Consider the following 16,859-nt stretch of genomic DNA (forward strand, 5'->3'; position numbering starts at 1 on the left):
ATTTAGTTAAGTTAAACTATGTCAAAACAAGCAATCTATTATTTTAATCGTTCAATAAGTAACTCACGCAACCTCTCCACCGCATCAACGCGCTGAGCTTGTGTTGTGTAAGCAAAACCTAACACTAAGCCCGACCTCTTAACATCATCAAGATAGTACGAAGAAAGAGCGCTACAGCCATAACCCGACGCATGAAAAGCTACCGCCAACTCTTCGTCATCCACACCTGGCGTCTCTATCACCAAGTGCATCCCAGCACTTTCTGCCACCGGTATAGCGAGCCCACTCAATTCGCTTGTTAACAGCCCTGAAAAATGCTGCCACTTCTGTTGATAAAGTACTCTCATCCGCCTCAAGTGACGAACAAAGTGTCCCTCGACAATAAAGTCTGCGACGACGGCTTGATGCAGCAATGCCGTCTCACCCGACATAAAGCCCTTTACCTGGGCAAAACTCGCCACTAACGGCTTTGGAACCACCAAATAGCCCAATCGCAAAGCGGGAAAAAGCGTTTTACTGAAGCTGCCTAAATAAATCACCGGAGTTTGAACCGCCATGCCTTGCAGTGCCGCTATCGGCTTGCTCATATAGTGAAACTCACTATCGTAATCATCTTCAATCAACCAAACCTGCTCTCTTGCCGCCCAATTGAGCAGTTTTAAACGTTCAGCAGCAGGCATGATACCGCCCATGGGGTATTGATGTGTTGGCGTAAGGTACATAATCCGTGCCGATGCGGGCATATCCATCAATGCCTGCACGGTAACACCTCGATCACCGACAGGAACGCCCAATAACTTAGCTTGATGTGCTTGAAAAGCCTGTTCCGCTCCCCGATACCCCGGGTTCTCAACAAGTACGGAATCACCGGGGTTAAGCAATACTTGCGCACATAAAGACAGAGCCTGCTGACCACCTTGGGTGATCACTATCTGACTCGCATCACAGCGCAACCCCCTCGACAAAGATAAATACTGCGCTAAGGCCTCCCGCAACGGTGCATAGCCCTGATCACCATCAAACCCCATCAGCACCGTCCTATCCTGGTGTCGACGCAGTAGACGAGCCCATACCTTAGTCGGAAACGCTTTTAGGTCGGGGATGCCTGGCGTAAACGGCAGCGACGCCTCATGCCCCCGAAAGCTCAGCTGAGACAACGACTGTGCAAAAGCAGACAGCTCAGGCAAATTCAGCAGGCGATCACCCGCCGACAATGGCATAGCCGAGCGCTGGACAGGCAACGTTTTCTCAATATAAACACCTCGGCCACTATGACTCTCGACAAAGCCTTCTGCCTTTAGCTGTTCGATAACCAACAACACAGTATTACGACTCACCCCAAGCTGTAATGACAGGCGCCGCGATGCCGGCAACTTGGTCCCGGGAGGTAATCTACCGCTATAGATTCTTTGTACAATTTGCGCATGTAATTGCGCCTGTAGAGAGGCATTGGCATCAAAGGTTATATCATCGAGAGAAGGTAACTCCAAAGCGGCACCATAGTGTGATTAAAACTGGACCTTTCTATAGTACCGGTATGAATAAATAATGCCCATAACATTCATCACAAAGAAGAGGAAGTGACTGTGGCAGCCCCCAAAAACAGCCCCCAAACTATCGATCAACTAGCTCGAAGCCCACACAGCACCATCAAACGCGGCGTCGGTCGCGCCAGCTATGACAAAGCCCTTGTCCTTCAATTAGTCGACGATTTAAAGCTAGGGCACATGGGGTTTGTTCTCGACGGGCGCCCCGTTATCATCCCAATGACAATATGGCGAGTTGACGAAGCACTGTATTTTCACGTCGCCAACAAGAGTCGATTGCAAAAAATGTTAGAGCAAGGCGATGAATTTTGCCTCTCCATTGCCGAATGCAGCGAGTGGGTAATGGCAAAATCCGCCTACCATCACAGCGCTAACTTCCGCTCTGCCGTACTCTACTGCAGCGGTAAAAGAATCACCGACCCACAACAGTTCGACCGAGTATTTTCACTACTAATAAATGACTTAGAAGAAGGTCGCTGGGATCATGTTCGCCCACCGAGTGCGCAGGAGCGTAAAGGGACTGCTCTCATGCAGCTACAGATCAACGAAGGCAGCTATAAAAGCCGAACAGGTGGACCCAATGAGAATGCCGCCGACCTAACCTTACCGGTGTGGCATGGCGTAAAACCGACCTGTCCCTTTCATCAAGGATAACTGTCAACAAGTCGGTTTTAGGGCAGCTAGCCAATAGCGGCTGAGCTGCCCTGTTTTAACTAACGCGATTAGCCGCGATCAAAGCGATAGATTAGATTTGGCTCGCTGACAATATAGATATTACCTTCATCGTCCGTCGTGACGCCCTCAGGCTGCGGAAGGTCTTCAGCCAATCGGTGCTCACCCGACTCCAGCTTCATGTAGCCCAGTATATTAGCGTCACCATCAATTTCAGCTAACGCTCTCGACTCATCGCTAAGCACCATAAGATGGCCTGTGTACTGATCAAAGTGCAACCCAGAGAAATCATCCATCCCGAGTTTATTATCAATATCTTCAGTATATTTTTCTAGTTCAAGACTACCATCAGAAGATAGAAACCCTTTTATTTTAATTACCTGCATAGGGTCACGTTCGCGGGCGACAAATATATCGTTATTTTCCCGATTAATAGCCAAACCCTCCCAGCCCTTATTCTTGTTACCACCAACATTTAAGGTAAACTTTTTAGCATCCTTCCTGTCCACAGCCTTTGTATCAGCATCAATTCGTACTAGTACAACACTTTGTAAACGCTCATCAACGATTAAGAAACGCCCTTCGCCCGCATAAACCACCGCCTCAGTGTCACTAAAATTAACTAGCTTAACCTTACGCAAAACGTTCATTTTTTTATCGAGCTCTAACAGTTGCGTCGGTCCGTTCATCACAGCCCAGAGACGCTGGGTGTCATCGTTGAAGGTAATACCAGATAAGTTATTATCAACACCTTCCACAAGATGAGCCTCTACGGCAACATTATATCCTTTTAACCCATCACCCACTGGCACACTATAACTCGCATAAACAGCACGAATTAAAGCCAAAGAGATTATTACAGAAAGCACAGCAAAGACTGACTTATAACTCGTTTTTTTCATTTTCATTTTCATATAGGTCTTATTGTTATAACAATTGATCAATCATTAATGCTCACAGCATTCTACAGCATTCACTGTGACTAAATGATGACAAGTAGCGTGATCGCTCCTTAGGCCAAGCGCGAATTATCACCTTTATTTATCAACCAAGGTGTGCTCTATCCGACACATTCGCGCTAGAAAAACATGAAGCCTTAGTAATATTTTTATTAATGCAGCGACTACAACTAGAGACATCGATAAAAATTATAAGTTCAACCGCACCACTAACAGACAATATAAGGCTTATAAAAATTGGGAGGGAAGCTGGGGGGGGGGATTACTTTCGTAACAGCTTAACGCTTTCGCTATAAAAACGAGTTTTTCGATATATATTAAAGAGATATAAGGTTTCACAGCTGCTGCGCAGTTAAACTATAAATTCAAGTACACAGCAGATGCAAAGGTGACTAAGAATAGCCACAGAAAAACATTAATCTTTGTAGATCTTTGGATTCATCACATCACGTAACCAATCCCCAAGTAGGTTGATCACCAACACCAGAGTCACCAAGACGACTCCAGGTATAACTGTTATCCACCAAGAGCCACTAAAGATAAACTCAAAGCCACTACTGATCAACGCACCCAAGGAGGGCTCCGAGATAGGCATCCCTAAACCAAGGAAAGACAGCGCTGCTTCACTAATAATGGCGTTGGCGATCTGCACCGTAGAAATCACAAATATCGGTGACATACAATTCGGCAAGATATGACGAAACATGATCTTTATATTACCAAAGCCCATCACCTTTGCTGCCTGAACGTACTCTTTCTCCTTTTCCGCTAGGACAGAAGCCCTGATTGTACGAGCATATTGTGGCCATTCTGCGATACCAATAACAAAGATTAGGATCAACATGGCAAACTCGCCGTACAACTCGCTACCGAAGGAGGCTTTAAACACCGCTAATACTATAATGGCTACCATCATCGTCGAAAATGACAGCTGTATATCAGCCAAGCGCATCAACATACTGTCGACTCGACCACCGATATAACCAGCACTTAGTCCAATCACAATACCCAGCAGCGCCTGCAGTGCCACGGCTGACAAACCAATGGTCAGTGAGACACGAGTACCGTACAAGATTGTACTTAACATATCTCGGCCCTGAGCATCAGTCCCTAATAGGAAGCGTTCCTCACCATCCTCCTGCCAAGAAGGGGGCAACTCAGAATCCATAATATCTATCGAACTCATATCGTAAGGATTATAAGGTGCTATCGCCGGGGCAAAAATAGAGCCGAGGATAAAAACCAAAAATAATCCCGTACAAACCATCGCGACTTTGTCACGAGTAAAACAATAAAACAAATTGGACTGCTTAAAACGATCCAAGCGACTCAAACTTTGCTCGCTCATTTTTTGCCTCCAATAATATCGACTGTTGGATCTATCAAGCCATAAATTAAATCCACCAAAGTATTGGTCACCACAAAAATCAACCCTACAATGATTAAGTAAGCGACGATTAATGGAGTATCAACTCTGTTAACTGCCTCAAGAAACATGAAACCGGTGCCTGGCCACTGAAATACAGACTCGGTGAGAATAGTATAAGCGACCATGGTACCAATCTGTACACCGCCAACGGTAACCACTGGCAACATGGTGTTTTTAAGAGCGTGCAAGAACCAGACACGATACTTGTTTAAACCTTTTGCCCAAGCAAAACGTACATACTCAGTATGAAGCGACTCGACCATCTCTGCGCGAATCAAACGAATGAAAAGTGGCAGCATAATGCTCGCCAAAGAAATACAAGGCAAAATTAAGTGCAGCAAACCATCCTTTGTGAGAAAGCCTGTTTCCCAGGAGCCAAATACTGGCACTAAATCACCGCGACCATAAGAAGGTAGCCAGCCTAGGTGGATAGAAAAAGCATAAATCAACAGGATAGCCATGAGAAAAACTGGTACCGATATACCGATAACACTAAAGCCCATTATAAATTTTGTCAGCAAACTTCGTGGGTTGATTGCGCTATAGACCCCTGCTGGGATCGACACTAACAAGATAATAATAACCGCACCAAAAACCAGCTCGAGTGTCGCGGGAACCTTCTCTAAAATAACCTGTAAAGCAGGCTCTCTAAAAAAGTACGAGGTGCCAAGATCACCGTGTAAAGCCTTAACAACAAATCGACTGTACTGCGTTAGAAAGGGATCATTCAAGCCCATTTCGTCACGCATGACTTCGCGTTCCTGCTCTGAGACAGACTGACCTACCAGTTCACGTAACGGATCCCCCAAATTATCCTGAATTGAAAAGCTGATTAGGCTAATAAAAAACATAACCACCACAGCCTGAAACAAGCGCTTAAATAAAAATCGAACCATGATACAACCAAGTTTTATTCTTAAAAGCTGCCGACAATATATCGGCAGCACAGATTATAAATTTTTATTTTACAACCAAATCCCCTAAATATGGGAAATCCATTACGTTGACCACTTTAGCACCATCAACATTCTTGCTTTCTCCCCACGCTAGGTCCTGCCAATGCAGAGGAATAAAAGCTGCGTCTTCGTACATAATAGCCTCCATTTCCTTCAGCATTTGACTACGCTTAACCGGATCAGTCTCGCTTGATGCCGCGCTGATTATTGCATCAACCTTAGGGTTACAGTAGTTACCACTGTTATATTGTCCCATACCAGTTTTAGCATTAGGGCAAGCTGCTAAGAACTCAGCAAAGTTCGCAGAATCCTCTGTATCCGCATGCCAGCCGACCATCATAATATCTGCAGCTCTGGCATCGAAATCAGACCAATATTGCGCCTTAGGAATCGTTTTCAAATCGACCTTAATATTAATCTTAGAAAGCATGTTAGCGACGGCTTGAGCGATTTTAGCATCGTTAACATAACGATTGTTCGGTGCGGTCATTGTCACACTAAAGCCCTTATCGTAGCCTGCCTCCTTCATCAACTGCTTAGCTTTTTTCAAGTCATAGCGAGGAGTCAACTTATCGTTATGCCCCACATAACCTTCTGGACTCAACTGCCCTGCCGGTGTAGCGAAGCCTCGCATAATCTTTTTCGCAATCGCCTTGTTGTTAATCGCGTAGACGACAGCCTGACGAACTCGAACATCCTTAAATGCAGGTACTCGCTTCTGATTCATCTGCAAAGTAATAATACGCGTACCAGACATGGTGATCAGATTCGTTTTATCACTATTTTTAATACGCTTTTGATCTGTCGGAGGCACAGGGGAAATAAAGTCCACATCACCTGATAGCAATGCCGCTACGCGCGTAGGACCTTCCTTAATCGGTGTGAGTATAATCTCATCCACATTCCCTGGTGACTTCTTATCCCAGTAATCATCAAAGCGATCGAAGACCATTTTAACGCCTTGTTGACGCTCGACGACAGTGTAAGGCCCAGTCCCCGACTCATTACGTGAAGCAAAGGTATCCGCATGCTTCTTCAGTGCAGACTTTAACTCACCGTTTTCGTCTTTGCCGCTATAGAACTTACTATCCATTGGGAAAATATATGTAGCCGCATTCAACACCAATGGATATGGCTGTTTAGTGATGAGGTCTACCGTGTAGTCATCAACAACCACAATTTTCTCAAACGGCGAGAATATCGCCTTATAGTCCGGGCTAGACTGCAAGCGTTTAAATGTCCACTCAACATCTGCCGCCGTCATCGCGTTACCTGAGTGAAACTTTACATCATGACGCAGGTGAAAGCGCATAGTCTTATCGTTAACGCGCTCCCAGCTAGAGGCTAGGCGCGGTTCAATCGCGTGCTGTTGATCCCAGCGAACCAACGGGTCAAATACCATATGCGAATACTGCATAGTACCACCCGATAGCTGCTGGTGCGGATCCATACTAACAGGGTCAGCATCATAGGCAATTTTCAGTGTCTCAGCATAAGCACTCACTGCCATACTTGCAGCAAGGATAGCACTGGCAATGAGGGAATATTTTTTATTCATAGTTCAAACCTAGTTAAATGAGTGTGGGTGTTAAACAATTTCGAGTCCCTCTCTCGATAGACCCTCCATTTGCGGGATCAGCGACAGTAAGTTCTGAGTGTATTCGTGCTCGGGGTGCTTAAATAGCTTCTCTGTTTCTGCTATCTCAACCAAGCTACCTTGACGCATGACTCCGATACGGTCACACATCTGGCGAATCACTGGTAAGTCGTGACTAATAAACATCATAGTCAGCCCCAGTTCCTGCTGCAGATCTTTTAATAAATTGAGTATTTGCGCCTGCACCGACACATCAAGAGCAGAGGTGGGCTCATCACAAATCAAAAAACGAGGCCTTGTCGCTAGCGCTCGGGCAATAGAAATACGCTGACGTTGTCCGCCTGAGAATTCGTGGGGGAACTTTACCCCCGCCTTACGGCCAAGACCAACATGACACAGCAAGTCTTCTACGACCTGATCAACCTCTTTTGTGCTCTCACATAGGCCATGAAATATCATCGGCTCAGCAACAATATCACGAATAGACATGCGCGGATTCATTGATGAATAAGGATTCTGAAATACCATCTGCATCTGTCGCCTAAACGGCCTGCGCTGCCGCTCTGACATATGGCTAAGGTCTTTCCCATCAAAAACTATGCTTCCAGAGTCCTGACGATAAAGGCCGGCAACAATTCGCGCTATGGTTGATTTGCCACTGCCGCTTTCACCAACCAAGCCAAATGTTTCACCCTCTATAATATTAAAGCTGACATTATTCGAAGCATGAACATACTGTTTGTTTTTATCGAAAAAAGCTTGCTTCGTTAAAAACTTCAAATTGACATCGTTAACTTGGAGAATCTCTTTCCCCTCGTTTCTATAATCAACATCTTTACCAAGCCAATGCGTTGAAAGATCAATTTTTTCATCCTCCTCTTCAACAGACTCGATATAATCAACAAGCGGAAAACGCAAAAGCTTCACATCGGTTCGAGGCACAGCACTGATCAGACTCTTAGTATAAGGGTGTTCAGGCGCCCCTAGTATTTGCTCAGTAGTACCACTCTCAATCATTTTCCCCCGATACATGACGCACACTCGATCAGTCACATTCGAGATAACCCCCATATCATGGGTAACAAAAATACAACCCACTTGCTTCTCTTTGCAAAGTTTTCGAATCAGGGTAAGGATCTGATCTTGAATAGAAACATCAAGTGCCGTCGTCGGTTCGTCAGCAATTATAAGCTCTGGCTCGCTACATAAGGCAATCGCGATAACAACACGTTGACGCATCCCCCCCGAAAACTGGTGTGGGTATTGCTTTATACGCAGCTGTGGTTCAGGTATACCGACTTGCTCTAACATGTCGATAGCGCGAGTATAGGCTTCGTGCTTTGACACTGACAAATTAGTGGTAATTGTTTCGACAAGTTGCTGCTCTACAGTAAACAGCGGATTGAGCGACGTCATGGGGTCTTGAAAGATAAAGCCAATACGACTACCACGGACTTTGCGCATTTCATCTGCTTTTAACTGAGAGATTTTCTCTCCGTTGAGATGAATGTCTCCCCCAGCTACTCGGCCCGGCGCGCTAAGAAGGTCAATAATGCCATTACCAATTGTCGACTTTCCTGCACCACTTTCACCGACTAAACCAACAATCTCCCCCGCTTCGACATGGAAGCTAATGTCATCTACGGCAACAGCGATGCCATGACGTGATGGAAACTCAATACGCAAATCTTTTACATCTAATAACGTCATAATTTCCTAATATTAATAATATAATTATAGCTAGATGACTAAGGCACCGAGAACAACAAACTTTAGATTACCGAACATCAACTATGATGAATTTTACTTTTACTTTTACTTTTACTAGCGATGACAGATTATTATTCACGGAAAACAATCATCGTTCGGTAGCTCGTTCAACGGGCTTGACTTATTATTAATTCATAGTTACCTGCTCACCATATTGACATATGACAAGCACGTGAAAAAACGGAAATTAACTTATTGTTATAAACACGGTTTAACACCAGCGTCACTCTACTGCCCTTCAAAACCTTCTTGACTTCTTATTACCTTTTAAATTCAAACCTATAAAAACACATTTATTATAGAAAATAAAACAAAGAGTTATCAATAACGATCATTCAGATTACTAAACATACATATTCAAAAACTCAGCCATTAATAATGGCTTATTCTTTCAACTGTCAAGCACCATCACTCACAAAACGACAAATAAAAGCCTAGAGCAAGACACATACGGCCCGCTCGATCCCTCCCTCCGCACTCCCCCCACACTCGCCGGGCAGCAATCAGCAGCTGTCCCAACCTTTGCAATAGCATCACGCCCCGCCTACTGCGCGCCATCAAGCCCAGACGGTAAATTTGCTACGGATTTCGAGGGCGAAACAACAACAACAACAACAACAACAACAACAACAACAACAACAACAACAACAACAACAACAACAACAACAACAACAACAACAACAACAACAACAACAACAACAACAACAACAACAACAACAACAACAACAACAACAACAACAACAACAACAACAACAACAACAACAACAACAACAACAACAACAACAACAACACTTAACGTTAGATGAGGCTATCGCATCCTACTTATGCAGAACAGGATAATGCTGAAGCAACAAGCTTAGCCCATCAACGCGATATTTCACCATGGCAGACTGCACTAGTGCTTCATACTCCTCTTGCTACGTTGTTATTTTTAAAAACACACTATCGCGACAACGAGATCACCGCAAACCACGATATCACTGACCGCAGCCACTACTCATCATCGTAAGGCTACTTACCGCCACCGGCACAATCAGGCGACGCTGATACTTGCTGCTGCCTTTTCGTCCACTCCTGCTGCGTGAAGGTATGCAGCGACAGCGCATGCACCTCGCCGTCTAACTCTTCCTGCAACAAAGCATAAAGCATCTGATGACGCGCCACCGCACGCTTACCGTCAAACAAGGGGCTAACCGCAATCACTTTGAAGTGTGTCTCCGAGTCTGGTGGAACACTGTGCATATGCGACTCATTAACAACCTCTAGATGCGTGGGTGATAATGCAGTACTTAACTTATCGATAATGCTTTGACGAATCTTCATGGTCACTGCTACTCGCGAATAAATGGACGTAATGAATTATCCCCTAGCTTTCGTATTGATTCAAACATAGCTGACTAGGCGGCGATAAAACACTGATCACTCAACCAAACAGTCAACAGATTAGAATTACGCCTACCATTATCTGCAGGCTTTAACTAAGAGTTTTGACGACGCACTTTATTAAGGGCGAAAAAAAACCGGCCTAAGCCGGTTCCTTAGACCAATCAAGCTAACTACAAGAATAGCTCACCTTTTTCTGCCTTCTCCATCAACAGCGCCGGTACCGCAAACACCTCTCCATACTGTTTTTCGAGGTACTGCGCCCGCTCGACAAAGGCCTTCAAACCATAAGCGTTGATTGCCTGCAATACACCACCGGTCTGCGCCGGGAAGCCAATCCCCATGATAGAACCAATGTTGGCGTCTGCAATCGTATTGATCACCCCCTCTTCCATGGCACGAACAGCTTCTAAGCTCTGACAAAAAACCAGGCGATCTTTAATATCCTGGTAGGGAATTTCCTTGTAACCATTAGGCGCAAAAGCCTCCTTCAGACCTGGCCAGATGTGCTTCTTACCGCCCTCAGGATAGGCATAATAACCACCACCATGGATCTTACCCTTACGACCAAACTCATTCACCATGCGATCGACAACACGTGAAGCGGCGTTCTCTGCCATCGGCTTACCTTGGGCCTCGGCATCTGCCTTCAACTGCTGACCATTCTTGTAAGCCGTTTCTTGACTGATCTCATCAATGGCCGCCAAGGTGCCGACAGGGGAACCATTATCACGCGCTGCACTCTCTATCAGAACAGGGTTAATCCCCTCCTCCAGCATCGCGGCTCCCTGAGTCACCGTGGTCGCAATAGTCCGCGTAGTAAAGAAGCCAGGACCATCATTCACCACTATCGGCGTCTTACCAAGCTTCTGTGAAATATCGAAGGCAATTGCCAGCGCTCGATCAGAGGTTTTTTCACCGCGAATAATCTCTACCAGCGGCATCCTTTCAGCAGGGCTAAAGAAGTGCATACCGATAAAGTTATCGGCACGGCTCGATGCCTCAGCTAGCTCGGTAATCGGCAGCGCAGAGGTGTTAGAGGCAAAGATGCAGTCAGGACCAACGACAGCTTCCGTCTCCTTAGTCACCGCTGCTTTAACCTCACGGTTCTCAAAGACCGCTTCAATCACTAAGTCACACCCGGCAAGATCAGCATAATCTGCAGTTGCCTTAATACGCCCCAGATACTCCTCCGCTTGCTCCGCAGTCACGCGACGCTGCTTCTCGTAAGAGTTGGCAGCATAGGCCTTACCTTTGTCTGCGTTTTCCTGACTTATGTCTTTTAATACAACTTCAATGCCGACCTTAGCCGCCGAAACCGCAATACCCGCGCCCATCTGGCCGGCACCTAAAATACCCAGCTTTTTCACCGTGGTTTTCTCGATATCAGCAGGACGACTCGCCCCCTTATTCAGCGCCTCCATCTGCACAAAGAACGCCGTCATCATGTTGCGAGCCACTTGATCGGTCAACAACATCAAAAAGTAACGCCCCTCTATCTTCTGCGCCGTATCAAAATCAACGCGGGCAGAGTCGACGATGCAAGAAAATATCGCCTTTTGCGCAGGCATCAAACCCTTCGTTTGCGCCATCACATTTGACGGACCAAAGAACATCAAGCCTTGCACACCTTGATCCTTCGAGTTGGCGTCGCCGCCTGGCATTTGATAGTCCGGCTTATCCCAAACCTGCTTAGCCTCTGGGTTAGCTTTGATCCAAGCCTTTGCCTTAACCGCCAACTCATCTTCGTTCGCAGCCAACTCGTCGACTAAGCCCTTCTCTAATGCCTGCTCGGCTTTCAAGCGCTTACCTTGGCTGATTAAGCCAATAGCCTCCTGCATACCGACCAACCGCGTCATGCGCACAACACCGCCAGCGCCCGGCATCAAGCCAATCATCGCCTCCGGTAAACCGACCTGAATACCTTCGACTGCGACACGATAATGACAGGACAGGGCAATCTCAAAGCCACCGCCAAGCGCAGGGCCGTTCATACCAACAGCAACCGGCACACCAAGGGTTTCTAGCTCACGTAGCGGCGCCTTAACCGCCATCAATGCCTCATACATACGGGCCTTCTCTTCCGCAGGCATATCAAGATCCATCTCCAGCATCTCGGTAATATCACCGCCGGCAAAAAATTGCCCCTGCTTACCTGAGCGAACATAAACACCGGTGACGCCACCCTCAGCAACCATCACCTTAATGTCAACCAAAGCCTGCTTCATCGCGACTTCGTACTCGGCACCCATTGTATTTACTGTCTTACCTGGTTGATCAAAGATCAGCTCGACAATACCATCGCTATCTTTCTCTAAGCGGATATAACTCATTATATTCTCCTCTTAAGTATCTGATCGGTAACTCGGGCCTCAGCCCTGGGCTTTTATTCCACCCTGTTCACCCGCCAGCACACTCAACTCTCAATTCAAATCACTTGCGGCGCTGACGCCGCGATTAGACACGCTCGATAATGGTGGCAATACCGATACCACCACCGGCACACAAGGTCACTAGCCCACGCTTGAGATTACGGCGCTCTAACTCATCTAATACCGTACCCAGAATCATCGCTCCAGTAGCACCAATCGGGTGCCCCATCGCGATCGCCCCACCGTTGACATTGAGCTTCTCCATAGGAATATTTAGCTCATTTTTGAAGCGTAAAACGACAGAAGCAAAAGCTTCGTTCAGCTCAAACAAGTCAATATCGTCAACGGTCAAACCCGCTTTCGCTAATGCCTTGCGAGCCGCTGGAGCTGGACCCGACAACATAATAGTTGGTTCGCTGCCAACCAACGCAGTAGCAACAATGCGTGCACGCGGCGTCAAGTTTTGGTTCTTTCCTGCCTGCTCGCTACCGATCAGCACCAATGCTGCACCATCGACAATACCCGAGGAGTTACCCGGCGTGTGAACATTGACGATGTTCTCGACCTCTGGGTACTTCAGCTTGGCAACTTCACCGTGGCCAAAATCATTAAACATTGAGAAAGCAGGGTTTAGCTTTGCCAATCCTTCTAATGTCGTGTTAGCACGGATAAACTCGTCATGAGCCAGAATCTCGACACCATTAAAGTCATTTACTGGCACAATAGACTTGAAGTAACCATTTTGCTGTGCATTTGCTGCACGCTGCTGTGACTGTACAGCATAGGCATCGAGCTCTTCACGGCTAATACCGTCGAGCGTCGCCATCAAGTCGGCACCGAGCCCCTGATTAATGAAGTGAGTATTCATCGAGATCCACGGGTCACCCTGACAACCGCCTGAGGCGCCAATACCAAGGCGAGACATCGATTCAACACCACCGGCACAGACCATATCTTCAAAGCCTGAAGCAACCTTAGCCGCCGCAAGGTTAACAGCATCGAGGCCGCCGGCGCAGTAACGGTGTAGCTGAGCACCTGTCGTAATATCGTCCCAGCTCGAATGAATAAGAGCCACCTTAGTGATATTTTGCCCCTGCTCGTTCACCGGCTCACCGGTGGCCATAATGACATCTTCAACCTGAGTGGTATCGAGGTCGAGGCGCTCTTTCATGGCCTCAAGGACGTTGACAGCCAAATCGACTGGCTTCACTTCGTACAGGCTACCGCCCGCCTTGCCCTTACCCCTTGGGGTACGGATCGCATCATAGATAAACGCTTCGTTAGTCATTTGCTCTCACTCTTTTATTATACGACTGCATATCAAAACAGGGCTCTGCAGCATACACACCGAAGGCACGCCGCCAGCAATTTCTCTTAGTTAGCAGATTAAACGAGTAAGGGGGCAAAACAATAACAAAAGAGGTCAACTTGACTGGCAAAAACGACCACCAAACACCGGCCTCACCCAGCAGGGGGAAGGTTCAAACTAAGCACCCACTACCACCACCCACAAATATCTCACAACCACGATGCTCGACAGGCAACAACCTTCGCCCTAGTGCATCTGCTGAAATACCCAATTATCATTAAGCTGAGCAACAATAGAGATTTCTTGATAATACAGACTTAGCTGCACCGCATACACCCTGGACACAACGACTTACACGCCAATAAATTATATTAGTAACGCACCAAAAACATAAATAATAGCGCACAGTATCTAGTGCTATTATTTTATTATGATGATTTTATTTAAAGTCCTCTGTATTTTTTTTGGGGCATCAGTGGGGTCCGCTGCACGGTTTTGGACTGGCGAGTTCTTCCGAGTAAAAACAAAGCTACCTGGTTGGAATGCGATTCTTTGTGCAAACTTGGTGGGTAGCTTTATTATTGGATTAGGCAGTGCATGGTTATCCCATGAAATGTACATTGCAACCTTGCAGCACAGCCCTCCTGGCTCACTGGCTGTTGCTGAGATGAATTTTAATTTGACCTCTGTGTTATTGGTGACGGGATTTTGTGGAGGGATTACGACATTTAGCACATTTAGCTTAGACACCGTCATTTTATGCTATGAAAGAAAGTATCTTCAAGCTGTGTTAAATATGGGGCTGTCGATTATTTTGTGTACATTGGCAGTGGTACTAGGCATTTACCTCGGTGGCGGTAATACATTATGAACTATATGGTTTTATTTATAGCCATCACGAGGAATCGCTTTTGAATTTTATTACAACTTCCTTATACGTCGCTTTAGGTGGTGGCTTTGGCGCTGTTTTCCGTTATCTATGGGCCGAAGGGTTGAAGGCCTTTTTTCACACTCCTGGCTATGTAGCAATTATTATCGTTAATATCATTGGCTGCTTTTTAATTGGTTATTTATTTTTATTATTGGAAGCCACCTTTCGTAGAGACGGCAAAAGTCGTCTACAAGGGACGCACTTAGAGGGGGACCTAGAGCACCTGCACGGACCATTCAACGAAGACGCGACATTGCAGGCTGTTGATCACTTCCGCTCTGACCAGCGATTACGCTTTGTTTCTGGTTTCCTGATTACTGGTTTCTTAGGCGGCTTTACAACGTTCAGTAGTTTTTGCTTGTATAGCGTACATTTATTGCAATCAGGTAATTTAATAGCAGCTGTTGCGAATATATCTCTTTCTGCTTTTCTATCTATTTTCGCCGTAGTTTTTGGCATCTGGTGCGCCAGAAAAACGCTTATACTTTGGAGGGTGAAGGCCCCTAACAATCAAGACTCCTCACTACTAAAGTAGTAGAAGGCTAAGTGCTAGATAGACTCATATTCAACAGCTGAAAACCAGCACACCACACCCACAAACTAGATAACAGTCACGCTGGAGGGTAATTATTTTTTATAAAAAATAATTTGTTGCCCCCTGCTGACGATGACAAGCGATATCCTCAAGGCGCGGTTTAACAAACCGTTCAGACACGCCCGAGACATTTAAAGACTAAGCCTGATCATCGACAAACAGCTCACGACTGCGATACTCGCCAGGCGGCATCCCCGTCCACTTTTTAAATGAACGATGGAAAGCGCTCGGGTCAGTAAACCCCATTAACGCAGCGACGGCGTTGATTGATAGATCAGGACGACTCAAATAAGCGACGGCCGCATCGCAACGACACTCATCCTTAAGCTGCTGAAATGTTTTACCTTCTCGCTTCAAACGACGTCTCAGCGTCGGCGCTGACATATTTAACGCGCTGGTGATTTCTTCGAAGCTCGGAAAGCCCTGACTAAAGTCATGGCCAATTAACGCCCGTACCTGTGCGATCAACCCTGTATCACTGGCTTTTGAGGGCATCACTATTAATTGATAAGGCGCTGTGCGCAAGAATTCTCGCAGCGACTGCTCGGTATGTACCAATGACCAACTCAGGCAAGTTGCATCGAATATCAAAACATTCTGTCGACCATCAAAGTCGACTGGACAACCAAATAGCTCTTCATAACGCCGGTTATTCTCCGGCTCTCCCGCCTGAAACTGCACCCTCTGTAACTCCAGCGTCCGTCCAGTCAACCAGCCACAGAATCGATGCCACATTGAAAGCCCATAGGCATCCGTGGCCTGCACGGTCTTATCAGGCGCTTTGCCGGGCTCAATATAGCCTACTATAGCAAGATCATCCTCTAGCTCCAGTGTAAGCTCAGCCTGCGCATTAAAGAATATACGAAAGAAGTCACTCGCACGCCGCAATGCTTTACCGAGATTCTCGCTATGAATGATGGCATAACACATCATACGAAAAGCACCTGGCGTGAAGCCACGCCCCAGGCGAATACCGAAGCTCTCATCCTGTAGCAAGCTAAGAATTAGCTGATATAGTTTGCTATAGTCTAGCGCGCTAACCTCATCAACATAGCCTTGCGAGGATTGATCGCTCGGATCAAAATTGATCCCCGCTTCCTGCAAAATTGCATCGGTCGGATAGCCTTTCTCAATCAATAATTTCAATAGTGAACTGGCATATTTTGTCGGAACCATCTCCACACTCATACCGCTTACAACCTTTTTTATTGTTATTTCAGTACAGTCTCCCGATGATAGCACTATCAAAAACGATCAAAAACCTTTTTAGTGACAGTTTATGTCATCGGCCGCCTTACTCAACACTCCAACAAAGTTTGCTTTCAGCATAGATGACCAT

14 protein-coding genes are annotated in these 16,859 nt (G+C 46.3%); 4 read left to right on the forward strand and 10 right to left on the reverse strand.

The window, feature by feature from the left end:
- Positions 1-38: 38 nt before the first annotated feature.
- On the reverse strand, positions 39-1,490 hold the full coding sequence (gene pdxR, locus EDC56_RS03750) for a MocR-like pyridoxine biosynthesis transcription factor PdxR (RefSeq protein WP_123711157.1): 1,452 nt from the start codon (positions 1,488-1,490) through the stop codon (positions 39-41).
- A gap of 96 nt (positions 1,491-1,586) precedes the next feature.
- Between pdxR and EDC56_RS03755 the strand changes: the two genes are divergently transcribed.
- Entirely contained in the window at positions 1,587-2,201 is a 615-nt protein-coding gene (locus EDC56_RS03755; protein ID WP_245980638.1) for a pyridoxamine 5'-phosphate oxidase family protein, read from the forward strand.
- Positions 2,202-2,269: 68 nt separating this feature from the next.
- Here the strand turns inward: EDC56_RS03755 and EDC56_RS03760 are convergent, their stop codons facing one another.
- The 5 genes from EDC56_RS03760 to EDC56_RS03780 all read right to left on the reverse strand — a co-directional run bounded on the left by EDC56_RS03760 (position 2,270) and on the right by EDC56_RS03780 (position 8,870).
- Positions 2,270-3,133 (reverse strand): SdiA-regulated domain-containing protein, encoded by an 864-nt coding sequence (locus EDC56_RS03760; protein WP_123711158.1) that lies wholly within the window; start codon positions 3,131-3,133, stop codon positions 2,270-2,272.
- Positions 3,134-3,593: 460 nt separating this feature from the next.
- Complete coding sequence (locus EDC56_RS03765) at positions 3,594-4,526, reverse strand: ABC transporter permease (protein ID WP_123711159.1); 933 nt, start codon at positions 4,524-4,526, stop codon at positions 3,594-3,596.
- Entirely contained in the window at positions 4,523-5,503 is a 981-nt protein-coding gene (locus EDC56_RS03770; protein WP_123711160.1) for an ABC transporter permease, read from the reverse strand. The genes EDC56_RS03765 and EDC56_RS03770 overlap by 4 nt, the downstream gene beginning before the upstream one ends.
- Before the next feature lie 64 nt (positions 5,504-5,567).
- Positions 5,568-7,121, reverse strand: coding sequence for an ABC transporter substrate-binding protein (locus EDC56_RS03775; RefSeq protein WP_123711161.1), 1,554 nt, complete (start codon positions 7,119-7,121; stop codon positions 5,568-5,570).
- 30 nt (positions 7,122-7,151) lie between these two features.
- Positions 7,152-8,870 carry an ABC transporter ATP-binding protein gene (locus tag EDC56_RS03780; RefSeq protein ID WP_123711162.1) on the reverse strand — a complete coding sequence of 573 codons (1,719 nt, stop codon included), beginning with the start codon at positions 8,868-8,870 and terminating at the stop codon, positions 7,152-7,154.
- A gap of 636 nt (positions 8,871-9,506) precedes the next feature.
- Between EDC56_RS03780 and EDC56_RS19770 the strand changes: the two genes are divergently transcribed.
- Complete coding sequence (locus EDC56_RS19770) at positions 9,507-9,770, forward strand: hypothetical protein (RefSeq protein ID WP_211333548.1); 264 nt, start codon at positions 9,507-9,509, stop codon at positions 9,768-9,770.
- 171 nt (positions 9,771-9,941) lie between these two features.
- Here EDC56_RS19770 and EDC56_RS03790 read toward each other — a convergent pair whose 3' ends face one another.
- The 3 genes from EDC56_RS03790 to EDC56_RS03800 all read right to left on the reverse strand — a co-directional run bounded on the left by EDC56_RS03790 (position 9,942) and on the right by EDC56_RS03800 (position 13,973).
- On the reverse strand, positions 9,942-10,253 hold the full coding sequence (locus tag EDC56_RS03790) for a BolA family protein (protein ID WP_123711163.1): 312 nt from the start codon (positions 10,251-10,253) through the stop codon (positions 9,942-9,944).
- Between the two features lie 233 nt (positions 10,254-10,486).
- Complete coding sequence (locus EDC56_RS03795) at positions 10,487-12,646, reverse strand: 3-hydroxyacyl-CoA dehydrogenase NAD-binding domain-containing protein (protein WP_211333549.1); 2,160 nt, start codon at positions 12,644-12,646, stop codon at positions 10,487-10,489.
- Positions 12,647-12,770: 124 nt separating this feature from the next.
- Positions 12,771-13,973 carry an acetyl-CoA C-acetyltransferase gene (locus EDC56_RS03800; protein WP_123711165.1) on the reverse strand — a complete coding sequence of 401 codons (1,203 nt, stop codon included), beginning with the start codon at positions 13,971-13,973 and terminating at the stop codon, positions 12,771-12,773.
- A gap of 451 nt (positions 13,974-14,424) precedes the next feature.
- Here EDC56_RS03800 and EDC56_RS03805 point away from each other — a divergent pair, with 451 nt between their 5' ends.
- Both EDC56_RS03805 and EDC56_RS03810 read left to right on the forward strand, forming a co-directional pair.
- Positions 14,425-14,865, forward strand: coding sequence for a fluoride efflux transporter FluC (locus EDC56_RS03805; protein WP_123711166.1), 441 nt, complete (start codon positions 14,425-14,427; stop codon positions 14,863-14,865).
- A gap of 40 nt (positions 14,866-14,905) precedes the next feature.
- Positions 14,906-15,460, forward strand: coding sequence for a fluoride efflux transporter FluC (locus tag EDC56_RS03810; RefSeq protein ID WP_162844068.1), 555 nt, complete (start codon positions 14,906-14,908; stop codon positions 15,458-15,460).
- 198 nt (positions 15,461-15,658) lie between these two features.
- On the opposite strand, the gene EDC56_RS03815 is transcribed toward EDC56_RS03810, so the two are convergent.
- Positions 15,659-16,708, reverse strand: a complete 1,050-nt coding sequence (locus EDC56_RS03815; RefSeq protein WP_123711168.1) for an AraC family transcriptional regulator — start codon at positions 16,706-16,708, stop codon at positions 15,659-15,661.
- Positions 16,709-16,859 lie beyond the last annotated feature (151 nt).

Source organism: Sinobacterium caligoides (assembly GCF_003752585.1).
Taxonomy (GTDB): domain Bacteria; phylum Pseudomonadota; class Gammaproteobacteria; order Pseudomonadales; family Sinobacteriaceae; genus Sinobacterium; species Sinobacterium caligoides.

What these genes read in the sequence shown, in the direction of transcription:
- EDC56_RS03760 (WP_123711158.1), bottom strand. Translation starts at nt 3,133, where the DNA reads ATGAAAATGAAAATGAAAAAAACGAGTTATAAGTCAGTCTTTGCTGTG.
- EDC56_RS03765 (WP_123711159.1), bottom strand. Translation starts at nt 4,526, where the DNA reads ATGAGCGAGCAAAGTTTGAGTCGCTTGGATCGTTTTAAGCAGTCCAAT.
- EDC56_RS03770 (WP_123711160.1), bottom strand. Translation starts at nt 5,503, where the DNA reads ATGGTTCGATTTTTATTTAAGCGCTTGTTTCAGGCTGTGGTGGTTATG.
- EDC56_RS03775 (WP_123711161.1), bottom strand. Translation starts at nt 7,121, where the DNA reads ATGAATAAAAAATATTCCCTCATTGCCAGTGCTATCCTTGCTGCAAGT.
- EDC56_RS03780 (WP_123711162.1), bottom strand. Translation starts at nt 8,870, where the DNA reads ATGACGTTATTAGATGTAAAAGATTTGCGTATTGAGTTTCCATCACGT.
- EDC56_RS03790 (WP_123711163.1), bottom strand. Translation starts at nt 10,253, where the DNA reads ATGAAGATTCGTCAAAGCATTATCGATAAGTTAAGTACTGCATTATCA.
- EDC56_RS03795 (WP_211333549.1), bottom strand. Translation starts at nt 12,646, where the DNA reads ATGAGTTATATCCGCTTAGAGAAAGATAGCGATGGTATTGTCGAGCTG.
- EDC56_RS03800 (WP_123711165.1), bottom strand. Translation starts at nt 13,973, where the DNA reads ATGACTAACGAAGCGTTTATCTATGATGCGATCCGTACCCCAAGGGGT.
- EDC56_RS03805 (WP_123711166.1), top strand. Translation starts at nt 14,425, where the DNA reads ATGATGATTTTATTTAAAGTCCTCTGTATTTTTTTTGGGGCATCAGTG.
- EDC56_RS03815 (WP_123711168.1), bottom strand. Translation starts at nt 16,708, where the DNA reads ATGAGTGTGGAGATGGTTCCGACAAAATATGCCAGTTCACTATTGAAA.